This window comes from Psychrobacter sp. 1Y6 (genome assembly GCF_052258385.2).
In the GTDB taxonomy this organism is placed as follows: Bacteria; Pseudomonadota; Gammaproteobacteria; order Pseudomonadales; family Moraxellaceae; genus Psychrobacter.
Window position 1 is genome coordinate 1,745,838 of record NZ_JBQQEW020000001.1, and the last position, 14,223, is coordinate 1,760,060.

The window sequence follows — 14,223 nt, forward strand, 5'->3', positions numbered from 1 at the left end:
ACTATAAAACCTAGCCTAATTTTTCTGATAATACTTTATCCATACTGAGGGAGCCGCCACCTTGGATGGCTAAAGCAAGTGTAGCTACCATCAAGGTTAGCGCGTATTCATAACCACCATTATCAGCAAATAGCCCATTGCTAATATGGACAGAAAAAATAGCCACCAACATGGTAAAGGCTGCGGCTAAAGCCGCTGGTCTGGTTAGCAGACCTAATACCAGAGCCAGACCACCGAAGAACTCAGCACCGCCTGCTAGTAACGCCATCAAATAACCCGGCTCCATACCCATACTGCTTAACCATTGAGCCGTACCTGCCAGTCCGTTACCACCAAACCAACCAAACAACTTTTGGGCGCCATGGGCTGCTAAAATTAAGCCAACGGGTACCCGAAGAACTAAGGCCGCCAGTCCAGCTTTTGATGACAAAATAGTATTTAATAGTGATGATTTCATTGATGCTTACTCCATAAGGTGTGATTAGAATAAATAGTGTCGAAAATGATATAGGCACACTTTACTATCAACGCTATAAAAGAGTAATCTCAGTTATATTGAATAATTATCAATATACTGTTTATAATGAATTTGATATCGAGACAATGATAGGGACAGATATGGATAGAATCGATGCTATGCGTGCTTTCGTCGCGGTAGTGACAGAAGGTAGCTTTAGTAAAGCGGCTATTACGATGCAGCTCTCGCCGCAGCTAGTAAGCAAGTATGTAGCAAAGCTAGAGGAGGAACTACATACTCGCCTGCTCAACCGCACTACGCGCAAAGTCAGCCTAACTGAAGCTGGCAGTCAATACTTTACGCATGCGCAGCAGATTTTATTGAGTATTGATGAGATGGCATCGCAGTTAGGCGGCTTACAACAGCATCCCAAAGGCGTCCTGCGAATCAGTGCGCCCGTCTCCTTTGCCCTAAAGCATATGGCAAAACTCATCACTGATTTTCAGGCGCGCTATCCGTCAGTTACCGTTGATTTGCAGCTGAGTGATCGAAAAGTAGATATCGTTGAAGAAGGGTTTGATATTGCTCTGCGTATCGGACAGCTCCAAAGCTCATCGCTTATCGCCAAGCAGATTGCTCCGATTCGCGTGGTATTGTGCGCCTCGCCCGAGTACCTCAAAGCTCATGGCACACCTAAGCAACTTGAGGATTTAGAGTCGCATCGCTATTTGCATTATAGCTATATGAATGTAGAAACTAAGGGTCAAATCTACAAATACCTAAAGACCAAACAATTCAAAGAACGTAGCGTTTTCCATAGTAATAATGGTGACGTACTCGTTGAAGCAGCTATTGCAGGCGGAGGATTGATATTACAGCCGACTTTTATTGCTAGCGAAGCATTAAGTACTGGCAAGTTGGTGGTAGTGTTGCCAGAACATGAACCTAGCCCTTTGGGGTTGTATGCAGTCTATGCCCATAGAAAACTACTACCTCACAAAGTCAGATGCTTTATCGACTTTATGACCGACTACTACGGCACGCCGCCATATTGGGATGAGAATATATAGCTCTAAATATAGAGACATAAAAAAACTACGATACATTATGTATCGTAGCTTTTGGTTCAAGCAAACTTAAGCGAGCTGATTTGACGATCAGATCCAACCTTCTTCTAATAGGTGCTCAGTATTGCTGATTTTAAAGTTATTACATAAGTCATAGAATGCCATCGGATCTTCAACATTATCGAGCAACTCTCTTTTATGCAGTGCCACAAACAGCGCCAACGCATACGCTGCACTATGGATAGATTTTTTAGGATTAAAGGTAATATCAGTAAATCCCTGATATTGAACCACTTCTTCATGCAGCTGAGGGTTTTGCTTGAGCGCATTCACGTACAGCCAATCATAGAATGTCGTTAACGGCTCTACGCCCCATTCCATACCAAAGTAATTGTAGCCAATGAGCTCGCCCGAGGTCATCAACCGCTCATCCTTTCGGGCTTGTCTTGGCGCTACTGTTAGCAAATCCGTATAAGGACCACCATCTTCAAAAACCATACTGGCTTGAAAAGCATTTTCGACACTATATGGATTGCCATCATGCTCATCGGTAATTTTTAAGCTAAACGGGCTTAGCGGAAAACTCAGCTTATTACCAGATTTGCTAGACAGCTCTAAAACTTGCTTAAATCCATACTTTTTGCGAATGACTTGCTGTAAGTCATTGATGGATTTTTTCTTTTGTCTGGTCGCAAATCCCACATGTCGCTCAAACATAACCATATCCGTTTTTACCAAATTGTCACTGTTGACTTTGGGCATGAATACGGGTCTTTGTTCTATCGTATTTGGTACTTCTTCCATAGTGATGTGCCTTAATATCAATGGTCTTGTATAAATGTTTTGTGTTAACGGTGCTGATATCACCTGCTGTTGACGGCGTACTCTGTCATTGTTAGCAGCGTTTATTATTATTGGTGTTTTATTCGCTAGTAGCCAAATACAGTGAATTGATCGATAGCTATCGAGAGCTATCGAACCCTATCAGCGCTCGCTGGGCAGTTTATCTTATTATCAGCCATTTATCCTGCCCTATTTTAGAATTAATGCCGCCATACCTTCAACAATAAACCATAATTGAGCTATTTTGTATTCAACGATAAATATAAGACGCTACTATAAACGGGTTTAAAAGTATTATAGAAATACGCTTGACCTTACCATGATGTCAACCTATATGCTGTCACTATAGATTAAAAACGACAGAGGTTGTTATGAAAACAAAAAATACTAAAGCCCCTACTTATCATGAAGTGCTGAGCATTGAAGGCATGAGTTGCGCCTCGTGTGTCGGGCGTATCGAAAAACAATTAAAAAATATTGAGCACGTTGAAAGCGCCGAGGTAAATCTTGCCACTGAACAGGCGACTGTTTACTCATCGCAGCCTGTAGATGTTGCCCAGTTAAACAAAGCGGTAGAGCGCGCAGGTTATAAGGTGACTGAAACCAAGCCTATCGAGCTATCTATAGAAGGCATGAGCTGTGCCTCTTGCGTTGGACGGGTCGAAAAATCCTTGGCCAAAGTCGCTGGCGTGCAACAAGCCACAGTAAACCTTGCGACTGAGCGTGCTTGGATTAAAAGCGACGCTCAAATACAAACGAGTGAATTGACTGAGGCCGTTAAAAAAGCAGGCTACGAGGCCAAACTGGTAGAACAAGACCAAAGTGATCGACAAGATAAAAAAGCCTCAGAGCAAAATCAGCTTAAACGAGATTTAGGACTTTCTGCGCTGTTGTCACTGCCCGTATTCATTCTAGCAATGGGCTCGCATATGATTCCCGCCTTTCATATGTGGGTGGTGAATAACCTCGGCACTCAGCAAAGTTGGTTGATACAGTTTGTTTTGACCACATTGGTACTACTCTTTCCAGGCCGACGCTTTTATCAAAAAGGCGTGCCAGCCCTATTGCGTTTTGCGCCAGATATGAATTCGCTAGTGGCGATTGGTACCATCGCAGCATATGGGTTCTCTCTAATAGCGACCTTTATCCCGCAAGCGCTACCTGAAGGCACGGTGCACGTCTATTACGAAGCTGCTGCCATGATTGTAAGCTTGATATTATTAGGTCGTTATTTTGAAGCAAAGGCTAAAGGACGTACTTCTGGGGCCATTCAGCATTTAATAGGCATGCAGGCAAAGATCGCCCGTGTACACCAAGATGGCAAAGTCATTGAAGTCCCTGTAGAAGACGTCACTGCAAAAATGATCGTTGAGATTCGTCCAGGCGAGCGTGTACCTATCGATGGCGAAGTCGTTGACGGTCACAGTTATATTGATGAATCTATGATTACTGGTGAACCTGTTCCTGTGAAAAAACAAGCCGGTGATCAAGTGGTCGGCGGTACTATCAATCAAAACGGTACCGTGAATATTCGGGCAACGGCCATTGGTGAAGATTCTGTATTGGCCCAAATCATTCGTATGGTAGAACAAGCCCAAGGCTCTAAATTACCGATTCAAGCATTGGTGGATAAAGTCACCCTGTGGTTTGTACCAGCGGTGATGTTTTTATCAGCATTAACCTTTATAGTTTGGTTGATTTTTGGCCCTGACCCTGCCTTAACCTTTGGTTTAATCAATGCGGTTGCCGTCCTCATTGTAGCCTGCCCTTGTGCAATGGGATTGGCCACTCCCACCTCTATTATGGTCGGTACAGGTCGCGGTGCAGAATTGGGTGTGCTATTTCGTAAAGGTGAAGCGCTACAAATGCTTCAGGACGTGAGCGTGGTTGCCGTTGATAAAACAGGCACATTGACTGAAGGCAAACCTACCTTGACAGACTTTCAAGTTCAACAAGGATTTGAGAAAGAACAGGTCTTACGTGTGGTGGCATCGGTTGAAGCAAAGTCTGAACATCCCATTGCCTTAGCCATTGTACAAGCCGCAGAACAACAGAATATTCAACTGCTACCTATCACTGACTTTGAGGCGATGACAGGTTTGGGTATTCAAGCAAACGTGGCAGGCCAAGTGATTCATATTGGCGCGGATCGTTATATGCAACAATTGGGGCTTGATGTTGCGCCTTTTGAACAAGATGCGCTACGTTTGGGGCAAGAAGGTAAAACCCCACTCTATGTATCTATTGACCAGCAGTTGGCCGCTATCATCGCCGTTGCCGATCCTATTAAAGAGACGACTCATGCCGCCATCGCCGCACTACATCAGTTAGGCTTAAAAGTGGCCATGATTACAGGTGATAATCGCCATACCGCCCAAGCGATTGCCGCAAAATTAAATATCGATCAGGTAGTGGCAGAAGTATTACCCGAAGGAAAAGTGGATGCAGTACGCCAGTTGCAAGAACAATATGGCCGAGTTGCATTTGTCGGTGACGGTATCAATGATGCCCCTGCATTGGCTCAATCCGATGTTGGATTGGCCATTGGTACAGGCACAGACGTGGCGATTGAGGCGGCTGAAGTGGTGCTAATGTCAGGTAGTCTGCAAGGCGTGCCTACCGCGATTGCCTTGAGTAAAGCCACCATCAGTAATATCAGACAAAATCTGGCTTGGGCATTTATTTATAATGTCGCCTTGATTCCGATTGCCGCAGGTGTCTTGTATCCCGCATTTGGTATCCTGCTCTCACCCATTTTTGCGGCAGCCGCCATGGCGCTCTCTTCTGTTTTCGTGTTGGGTAATGCGTTACGTCTCAAGTACTTTAAAGCACCTGTCATTACAGAGTGAATATAGAATCGTAAAGGATATCCATATAGGGTTTAAATACATAGATTATTTAAACCCTTTTGTTGTTTAAGTCCCTTTTTAGGTTAGGAGGAGAAATATGAATATTGGTCAAGCATCAAAGCAATCAGGTATCTCTACCAAAATGATTCGCTACTATGAGCAGATTGGCTTGCTAGAAACAGTCAATCGTTCGAACTCAGGTTATCGCTTGTATTCTAAAGACGATATCGACGACTTATGCTTTTTGAGACACTCTCGTGACTTGGGGTTTTCATCCAAGCAAATGAAAGAGTTACTGTATCTGCGTAAAAATGCCAATCGTCAGAGCGCGGATGTTAAGCAACTGACACAAGAGCATATTGAAACGTTAAACCAAAAAATCGCTCAATTGCAAGAGATGGTCGACTCGCTACAGAACTCTTTTGATCATTGCGCAGGCGATGATAATGCAGAGTGCGCTATTTTAGAGGATCTAGGACAGGGTCAATAAAGTAAATGAGTTAGTTATACATTTTTTGCTAACCATACCTTGTGGGTTTTATTTTTAGGAATTAGCCCTTTGCTTACAAGTCCTTTTAAACATCCAAATCTGGAATGACCTTCGATCAAATGTAACCTATAATCTAACTCAAGAAAAAGTGGTGCTCTTTTCCACGTGTGATTATGCTCCCAATACATTGCAGTCTGTTTTGTATGCCCAATTAGTTTCCAGTCTGAATCTATAGAAACGCCACAAGACTTTATATAGCAGGTATTCACCCACTTCTGAAAACTAGGAAAAACTGTAGCACATGATATTTCGTCAAAGGTGACGCTAATAAGCTCCCAACTTAAATTATAAATGTCTAATTCAGAGTATTGTTCTTGAAACTGATCTTTACGTCCATGATCTCGATAGAACTGTTCTAACACATCTCTTGGTGTATTAGGCAGTTTCAAGATCAGTTCGTCAATATCTATATTTCCTGCTTGATCTGAATGAAGGCCCATCAAATCTTTAAATTTCAAAATTACCTCACAATGCAGATTTCGAAACGTGTATGTAGACGTAATGATTCTCATACTATAAAGGTTACTTAATGTACTCATAAAAGGAGTTAATTTGCATTGAGTACCTCTCATACCCCAAATAAGCTGACTAGCACACTTCCCTTATATCAACGCTCATTTCCTACTTTTATCCTCTCAACCAAGAAATCGACGGCGGCTTTTACTTTTGGTACTAGATAGCGCTGCTTTTGATACAGCAGATATACGGCCATATCAGCGTGCTGCGTGATTGCTAATGGATGCTCAAATTTAATCTCTTGCAATGCGCCTGACTCAAGGTATGAGGATAGTGCCCACCGAGTGGACATCAAAATCCCTTCACCATTACAAGCCTTCTTGGCAAGCCATGGTCCATTGTTTGAAATTGCCACTGCTGGCCCTGAGACATCATGCCACTGATCGTCCACATAGCAGAGCCAAGGCGTTGGCCCGTTTGGCGCTTTAAAATACAGGCCTTTATGTTCCTTTAATTCCATCACATGACTAGGTTCGCCATGCATCTCTAAATAACTGGGCGACGCAACCGGTATAAACCCATTGTCCATGAGCCTAATGGCAAGCACTCGCTCATTTGGTGCATAACCCCCGCGAATCGCAATATCGACATCGTCACGTCCTAATGCCGATAGCTCATCACTGAGACTAACATCTAGCACAATCTCTGGGTATAACTTACCAAACTCATCCAACAGTGGTAGCAGTATTTTTTCACCAAAACCCACCATAGAGCTTATGCGTAACCGTCCCATTGGCGTCGTTTGATAACTGCGTACTGTTTCTTTGCTTTGCTCGAGCTGATCCAATACTTGCTGCATATCGTCATAATAAACCTGCCCTACTTCGGTCAATTTAACGATTCGGGTCGAGCGCTTTAACAGTGTCGCGCCCAAGCTCTTTTCTAAATCAGATACTCGTCTCGATAGTGAGGATGGCGGTACATTGAATGCACTTGCCGCCTTAGTAAAACTGCCCGTTTCTACGACTTTGCTGAAATACTTAATGGCACGTAATTGATCCAACTGACCTCTCCATTTAGATGAATGTTTAAGTATTTTCGCTTTATTATTGTCTTAAAAGCAATAGTGATTCACGTTATTCCTTATATATAACCACATTAAAACCAGTAATAATGTGTTTAACTTAAACGTTGCAATGAAAACACGATTAAAAATAACTTTTACGTCAACAATGGAAGAATGACTTATGATTACTTTGCACGGCTTTGCTGCAAGCAACTATTACAACATAGTAAAACACGCTCTTTTATATAAGGGCATTCCATTTCAAGAGGACCTTTTGTACGCTGGTAGTGATGATCTACTGACCGTCAGTCCAGTGGGTAAAGTACCTGCGATCACCATGCCTGACGGTTTTAATCTGTCGGAATCTAACGTGATTTGTGACTTTTTGGAAGAAACCTATCCTGAACAGCCGCTATATCCTACCGATGCAGCAGAACGCGCGACTGTACGTCAGATTATGAAAATAGCAGAGCTGTATTTTGAGCTACCAAGCCGCCGTCTGATTCCATATGTATTTTCTGGTACTCAAGCACCTAACGCAATCAAAGAGGAAGTACGTCAAGTATTGGGCCGCGGTATTATTGCCATGAATCGCTTATGTAAATTTTCTCCTTGGATTGCAGGTGAGCAATTCACAATGGCTGATATTTATGTTCATCACGTCAATACCATTGTCAACGCTTTTGGCGCGACTCAGCTTGAGTGGGATGTACTGGCAGAAGTGGATGGCATGAAAGAATGGAACAAAGCCATGAGTGAAACTGACATTGCAAAAAGTGTTCAGGCAGACAGTCAAGCAAACATGCCTGAATTTATGCAACACGTTAAAGCTCAAATCCAAGCCGCAAACGCTAAATAACATATGACAATGTGGCCACTAAAAATGAGCCACATTAAGAAAATTACTAAAACTCGATAATCTAAAGAACGACCAATGCCGTAAAGGGATTGGTCTAAAAATCCAACTATTTGCAGGAGCAAATCTTATGACCGATAAAAATAAACAACTGGTTTCAACCATCAGTGATGACAACAAATTAACCCTGTCTTTAAAAGACATCGAGATGCCACAGCCCGGTGCTGACGAAGTTGTCGTTCGCATGGAAGCCATGCCATTGAACCCCTCTGATTTTGGTGTGATGTTCAGCGCCGCTGATATGTCAACCGCTGTACAATCAGGCACTGATGACAGCCCGATCATTACCGCTGATGTGCCTGCGAAATTCATGCCATCACTCAAAACGCGGGTAAATAAAGACACGCCTGTCGGTAACGAAGGCGCTGGTACAGTCGTCGCAGCAGGCTCATCAGAAGCCGCACAAGCACTCATGGGCAAAATGGTTGCGGTGATTGGTGGCGGTACATATCGTCAATACCACTGTGTCAATGTAAGAAGTTGCATAGAAATGCAAGACGGCACGACAGCTACCGAGGCCGCATCGTCTTTTGTAAACCCGCTCACCTCACTGGCAATGGTCGAAACCATGCGCGCTGAAGGTCACAAAGCCATCGTACATGCAGCAGCCGCTTCTAGCCTTGGCCAAATGCTAAACCGTATCTGTATGGCAGACGGTGTTGATTTGGTGAATATCGTACGTAAAGATTCGCAAGAAAAGCTATTGCGCGATATGGGCGCAAAGTATGTGGTGAACTCAAGCAGCGAGACGTTCCTTGCCGATTTGACCGCCGCGATTACTGAAACAGGCGCTACGATTTCTTTTGACCCTATCGGTGGCGGTAAGCTCACCAGCGATATTCTAAATTGTATGGAAGCAGCTATTACTCGTGACGTAGAAGAATACAGCGTCTATGGCTCAAATACCTTTAAACAAGCTTATATTTATGGCGCCTTAGACCGTGGTCCGATCACCTTAAACCGTAACTTTGGTTTTGCGTGGGGTGTGAATGGATTCTTATTGTTCAATGCACTTGGCAAACTTGGTAGTGAAACGGTTCAGTCCATGCGCAAACGCGTGGCAGAAGAAATCACCACCACCTTTGCGAGCAGCTATACGCATGAAGTGACCCTAGAAGAAGCGCTACAGTTAAAATCAATCGCCGCTTATGGCAAACAGGCGACTGGTGAGAAGTACTTGATCAAGCCTCAAGCTTAATAATGTCTAAAAAGCTGTTATAACTTAAGATATAGCAACTTTCTCATAGACTGATTTTTGATATAAAAAGCAGATACTGATAACGGTATCTGCTTTTTTTGTACTTAATTGTTATTGAACGATGTAAGTAAAAGGCGGTAACTTAGCCTTTTTAAATGCTGACTCTATGAACATTGTCTTTTCGAGTATTGCCTTTCTGTAGACTCCTTATCTGAAAATCAAAGCGTCCTTGTAGTTATATGACTTCTTTGTGATAATTAAAATCCAGACACGCTAACTTTTAAATAAAAATATTAGACATTTTAAACTATCTACTTTTTGAGAGATGACTATGAAAAATACAATGAAAATAATGATGGCCTCCACGCTTGTTATGAGTGCACTTGCGACTGGCTGCCAAACAACGACTAGTGTTACCAAGCCAGCCGTACAGCCAATCACAGTAGAGACGTTAGAGGCGAATAATTGGCGCCTTATAGATGCCAAGCTTAATAATGGAGACTTGGTTGAAGCGTTATTTTTTGATCCATCAAGACCATTAACGCTGGATTTTATGACTGTTGAAGGTCGCAATATGGTAAGCCTTATGAATACTTGCAACAATATGAGCGCAGGATACAGTGTGACGAATGGCGAGGTAGAACTGAGTGCAATCAGAAGTACTCGAATGGCCTGCCCTGAACACTTAGCACAGTTTGATAGTGCTGCTGCTACAACAGTACAAGGCAAATACAGCTTTGGTAAAAATAGCGATAACAACCCTGTGCTAGTCATTAAGAATGACAATCAAACGGCTCACTTCAAAGCCGTTCCTAAAACAAAAACACCTTAAGGACTGTTACGTAGCTCTATCTTAAATTTATGAATAATGCCTCACTATGAATCAGCGAGGCATTATTTATATCAACAAACTGCTAGCCTCAGCATCACAACAATAACAGTAACAGAAATCGCTCTAGGCAGTTTCATCGAGCATTAAAAATAAATATATAAATCAACCATAATAAGGATATGTCATGTCGTTTATTAAATTTTGCACTTTGGCACTCATTGCCACATCCTCTCTAACTGCGTGTAGCAGTCACAACCAAGCCAACTCGAATGCTAAAACGAGTATTAGCCAGATTGAAGACAGTAACTCATTCCTAAGCACCCTAAAGCCAAACAGCGCTGAAGCGATAATCGGTCAAGTAACAGGTATTACTTCGCAAGATAGAAATCAGCAAAAAGTCACTATCGTAGCCCAAGATGGAAAGTCCTATACCGCGTCTATTAGCAAAGCTAATTTTGGTCAGCAGAATGCTTATCAAATGCAAAAATTGGCGATGGGTGACTATATAGAAGTCGAAGGTGACGTAGAAGTAACAGCCAAGCAATCAAAGCCAGATGGCGAGCGTCAGCTAACTGTACGTGCCATGCCATATGTATTACGCAAGATCATTGTCGCTGACCATAAAGTAGACTGCGTAGGCGTTGCGCCACAATCCTGCCTTTTAACAAAGCCAGCTGACCAAGTAGGCAGTCAAACAGATTGGCAGTATAGATACAGTGGTATAGAGGGTTTTGATTATGAGCCGGATTATGAATATACCTTGCTTATAAAAAATACAGCCGTTGCTAGACCACCTGCTGATGCATCGTCAGTGCAGAGCAAACTGATTCAAGTCATTGAAAAGAAAAGAACCCAGCCTTAGTGATAAAGATATAACCCCTCTAAACAGACAAGCAACCACACGATTAATTGTTAACATTATTCAACCTGTGGTTGCATCTGACATTTATTACGCCTAGTATTTCGCTTCTTTAAATAATTCTATTTTTAACAATAACACCTCTACAGGTTTGTCTACTCACAATAAAGAAGGATTCGTTATGCCAACAAATACAACCACAATTATTGATGGTGGCATGGGACGAGAACTGGCGAAACGCGGTGCACCGTTTCGTCAACCTGAATGGTCAGCACTGGCAATGATAGAAGCGCCAGAGATCGTTTGTGATGTACACCGTGCTTATATTAAGAGCGGCGCGGCAGTCATTACGACCAACAGTTACGCGCTAGTACCCTTTCATATCGGCGAGGAACGTTTTGCGGCGCAAGCACAAGATTTGGCAGCAGCGTCAGGTGAAATGGCACGTGCAGCAGTGACGCTAGAGGGCGCAGCAACCAAAGTAGCAGGCTCTATACCGCCACTGTTTGGCTCCTACCGTGCAGACTTGTTTGATGCTGACCACGTAGAAGATATCGCTACCCCACTGATCAAAGGTCTAAATCCGTATGTCGATTTTTGGCTCGCTGAGACTCAGAGTCTAATCGCCGAGTCTATCGCTGTTCGTGAGCTACTTAGTACGCTAGATACAGACAATAAACCGCTATGGGTAGCTTTTACTTTAGAAGACAGTATGAATATCGATGTACCACGTCTGCGTTCAGGAGAAACCGTCGAGGAAGCCGTAGCAACGATGGCTGCTCTCGATGTCGAGGCAATACTCTTTAACTGCTGCCAACCTGATGTCATCGAACAAGCACTAGATGTTGCGCAAACTGTACTGCAGGCAAAACGAGCGCAGCATATCAAACTTGGCGCTTATGCCAATGCCTTTCCGCCGCAACCAAAAAATGCTGTGGCAAATGATACGCTTAATGAAGTGCGTGATGATTTAACCCCGCCTGCCTATCTGCTCTGGGCACAAAAGTGGCAAGCACAGGGCGCTTCATTAATCGGTGGCTGCTGCGGTATTGGTCCTGAGCATATTCAGGAATTAAGCCAACATTTCACTACTACTGCTTAGATATAGGCTGATCTGAATATAGAAAAATGTAAGATAGTTAGAATATTGAGTTCATCATGCTGACGACCATCGAATGTTGTTTGATGGTCGGCATGTTGCTGGTCATGGAGCTAGGGCTGTAAGCGTATCGAAAAATTCAGTAGCAGCTACAGGCTTGAATGAAATTATCGACTAGCTTGTTATAAGTACGCGTATTGTATTCTTAACAGTCTACCCTCTTTCCCGCTACCCTGAAGTCTGTCTACCCGTTTGTATCAGTAGGACCCCACTTAAAATCAGTACCAACGCTATAATTTCTAAGCTGGTGATGTCCTCGCCAATTAACGCGCCAATGATTACAGCAACGACTGGAGCAATATAAGTAGCACCAGCAGCCCGCACTGAACCTAACGTCTCAATAATAAAATAATAAATCAAAAAAGCAGCGCCAGTACCCAAAGCACCCAGACCAAGTATCGTTCCCCACATTGCCCTAGTATCTGTCGTCAGCTGGGTTATACCATCAAAATCAATGAGTACGGAAAGCGTTATGACGGCTAACCCCACTTGCCAAGTGGCTAACGCTAGTGGTGGCAATCTCAGAGGAGACAGATAGCGCCGCGCATACACAAAAGATGCACCCACACTCAAAGATCCTGCCAACATCCATAAAACGCCAACGAGTGAGACACCAGTAGCGCCTTGCCATGGTCGCGCACTTAATGCGATACCAGCAAATCCTAGCGCAAGTCCAATCGCCATTTGCTTGGTCGGACGCTCTTCAGGTAAGAACAGCGCCGCGCCTAAAAAGGTAAATATAGGGATTGAGCCACTTAATAGACCTGCAATGCTACTGGGCAATAGCGCCGTACCTGCGACAAATCCATAATAATAAAATGAAGTTGCAAGCACCGACATCACTATAAAGTGTGGCAAATGCTGTAACTGCGCCCGAGTAATTACTTTGCTGTGCCAAGCAACGGCAACCAATGGCAAGAACCCAAATAGCAGGCGTAAAAATACGGTTTGTGAGGGGCTGATTAGAGCCGTCGCCCATTTCATAAAAATAAAATTCGACCCCCAGATGACCCCGAGAAGCACCAGTGCAGCATATGCTCGAAACATAACATTGGCCTTAACAAATAGATGAGCTGCTTTTTTCAAACAGCTAGCGTCGACAGTGTTTTATTGCTTGTATTAACAGTCTGGTATTAACTATCTTGTATCAATAGGCTTGTACTGACTAACTCGTTACACAGAGCGAATGACGCCACCATCAACCCGTATATTCTGCCCAGTGATGTATCCAGCAGCTTCGGATAATAAAAAGGCAATCGTTGAGGCGATTTCTTCAGAAGTGCCATAACGCCCCATCGGTACACTCTCGCGTCGCTCATCGACTTCAGGCAAGCTATCAATCCAGCCAGGTAAGACATTATTAATACGCACACCTTTTGCTGCATAATCATCTGAGAAAATCTTGGTAAAAGCGCCAAGGCTGGCACGAAAAGCCGTTGACGTAGGAAAAAGCGCAGTCGGCTGCGTTACCCAAGAAGTAGATATATTGACGATAGCACCGCTACCTTGTGCCACCATGATTGGCGTGACCAAACGAATTGCACGTACCGCACTAAGAAAGTAAACCTCTAGCCCTTTATGCCAATCCTCATCAGTGATGTCTAAAATAGTTGCGCGCGGGCCGTGACCAGCAGAGTTTACAAGCGCATCAATACGTCCCCACTGTTGCATCGCCGAATCAACCAAACGTTGTACATCTTCATTAATAAGGTTGGAGCCAGTAACACCAATACCGCCCAGCTCCTTTGCCAAGGCCTCACCTTTACCAGAGGAAGATAAAATAGCGACATGATAACCATCGGCTACAAGTTTACGAGCAGCGGCAGCACCCATGCCTGACCCGCCTGCTGTGATAAGCGCCACTTTTTTTGTCATTGTAATATTATCCATATGTCTTTCTCCATTAGTTATCGTTTCATTTATCATAACCAATAAAATCAGCTTCCTAACATCATAATAAAAGATGCTAGA

14 protein-coding genes are annotated in these 14,223 nt (G+C 43.5%); 8 read left to right on the plus strand and 6 right to left on the minus strand.

Annotation, left to right across the window (positions count from 1 at the left end):
- Window positions 1-10: 10 nt before the first annotated feature.
- A complete protein-coding gene (locus tag ACTXGF_RS20970) occupies window positions 11-457 on the minus strand; it encodes a DoxX family protein (protein ID WP_443534763.1) in 447 nt (148 codons plus the stop codon).
- A gap of 161 nt (window positions 458-618) precedes the next feature.
- Here ACTXGF_RS20970 and ACTXGF_RS20975 point away from each other — a divergent pair, with 161 nt between their 5' ends.
- Entirely contained in the window at window positions 619-1,527 is a 909-nt protein-coding gene (locus ACTXGF_RS20975; protein ID WP_443534764.1) for a LysR family transcriptional regulator, read from the plus strand.
- 87 nt (window positions 1,528-1,614) lie between these two features.
- Here ACTXGF_RS20975 and ACTXGF_RS20980 read toward each other — a convergent pair whose 3' ends face one another.
- Window positions 1,615-2,328 (minus strand): DarT1-associated NADAR antitoxin family protein, encoded by a 714-nt coding sequence (locus ACTXGF_RS20980; protein ID WP_443534765.1) that lies wholly within the window; start codon window positions 2,326-2,328, stop codon window positions 1,615-1,617.
- A gap of 410 nt (window positions 2,329-2,738) precedes the next feature.
- On the opposite strand from ACTXGF_RS20980, the gene ACTXGF_RS20985 reads away from it, so the two are divergent.
- Window positions 2,739-5,216, plus strand: a complete 2,478-nt coding sequence (locus tag ACTXGF_RS20985) for a heavy metal translocating P-type ATPase (protein ID WP_443534767.1) — start codon at window positions 2,739-2,741, stop codon at window positions 5,214-5,216.
- A 97-nt stretch (window positions 5,217-5,313) separates the two neighbouring features.
- A complete protein-coding gene (gene cueR / locus ACTXGF_RS20990; protein ID WP_397477979.1) occupies window positions 5,314-5,706 on the plus strand; it encodes a Cu(I)-responsive transcriptional regulator in 393 nt (130 codons plus the stop codon).
- A 14-nt stretch (window positions 5,707-5,720) separates the two neighbouring features.
- Here cueR and ACTXGF_RS20995 read toward each other — a convergent pair whose 3' ends face one another.
- Complete coding sequence (locus ACTXGF_RS20995; RefSeq protein WP_443534770.1) at window positions 5,721-6,224, minus strand: hypothetical protein; 504 nt, start codon at window positions 6,222-6,224, stop codon at window positions 5,721-5,723.
- A gap of 149 nt (window positions 6,225-6,373) precedes the next feature.
- Window positions 6,374-7,285, minus strand: coding sequence for a LysR family transcriptional regulator (locus tag ACTXGF_RS21000; RefSeq protein WP_443534771.1), 912 nt, complete (start codon window positions 7,283-7,285; stop codon window positions 6,374-6,376).
- 184 nt (window positions 7,286-7,469) lie between these two features.
- Between ACTXGF_RS21000 and ACTXGF_RS21005 the strand changes: the two genes are divergently transcribed.
- The 5 genes from ACTXGF_RS21005 to ACTXGF_RS21025 all read left to right on the plus strand — a co-directional run bounded on the left by ACTXGF_RS21005 (window position 7,470) and on the right by ACTXGF_RS21025 (window position 12,195).
- Complete coding sequence (locus ACTXGF_RS21005) at window positions 7,470-8,147, plus strand: glutathione S-transferase family protein (protein WP_443534773.1); 678 nt, start codon at window positions 7,470-7,472, stop codon at window positions 8,145-8,147.
- Window positions 8,148-8,274: 127 nt separating this feature from the next.
- On the plus strand, window positions 8,275-9,402 hold the full coding sequence (locus tag ACTXGF_RS21010) for a zinc-binding dehydrogenase (protein WP_397477967.1): 1,128 nt from the start codon (window positions 8,275-8,277) through the stop codon (window positions 9,400-9,402).
- Window positions 9,403-9,733: 331 nt separating this feature from the next.
- The gene (locus ACTXGF_RS21015) at window positions 9,734-10,234 is read left to right on the plus strand and encodes an META domain-containing protein (protein WP_296210449.1); all 501 of its coding nucleotides are present in this window, start codon (window positions 9,734-9,736) and stop codon (window positions 10,232-10,234) included.
- Between the two features lie 184 nt (window positions 10,235-10,418).
- Window positions 10,419-11,096, plus strand: a complete 678-nt coding sequence (locus ACTXGF_RS21020) for a DUF4377 domain-containing protein (protein ID WP_443534775.1) — start codon at window positions 10,419-10,421, stop codon at window positions 11,094-11,096.
- A gap of 178 nt (window positions 11,097-11,274) precedes the next feature.
- Window positions 11,275-12,195 carry a homocysteine S-methyltransferase family protein gene (locus ACTXGF_RS21025; RefSeq protein ID WP_443534776.1) on the plus strand — a complete coding sequence of 307 codons (921 nt, stop codon included), beginning with the start codon at window positions 11,275-11,277 and terminating at the stop codon, window positions 12,193-12,195.
- Between the two features lie 225 nt (window positions 12,196-12,420).
- Here the strand turns inward: ACTXGF_RS21025 and ACTXGF_RS21030 are convergent, their stop codons facing one another.
- Both ACTXGF_RS21030 and ACTXGF_RS21035 read right to left on the minus strand, forming a co-directional pair.
- Window positions 12,421-13,299 carry a DMT family transporter gene (locus tag ACTXGF_RS21030; protein ID WP_341610643.1) on the minus strand — a complete coding sequence of 293 codons (879 nt, stop codon included), beginning with the start codon at window positions 13,297-13,299 and terminating at the stop codon, window positions 12,421-12,423.
- 126 nt (window positions 13,300-13,425) lie between these two features.
- Window positions 13,426-14,127 (minus strand): SDR family oxidoreductase, encoded by a 702-nt coding sequence (locus ACTXGF_RS21035; protein WP_443534915.1) that lies wholly within the window; start codon window positions 14,125-14,127, stop codon window positions 13,426-13,428.
- Window positions 14,128-14,223: the final 96 nt, after the last annotated feature.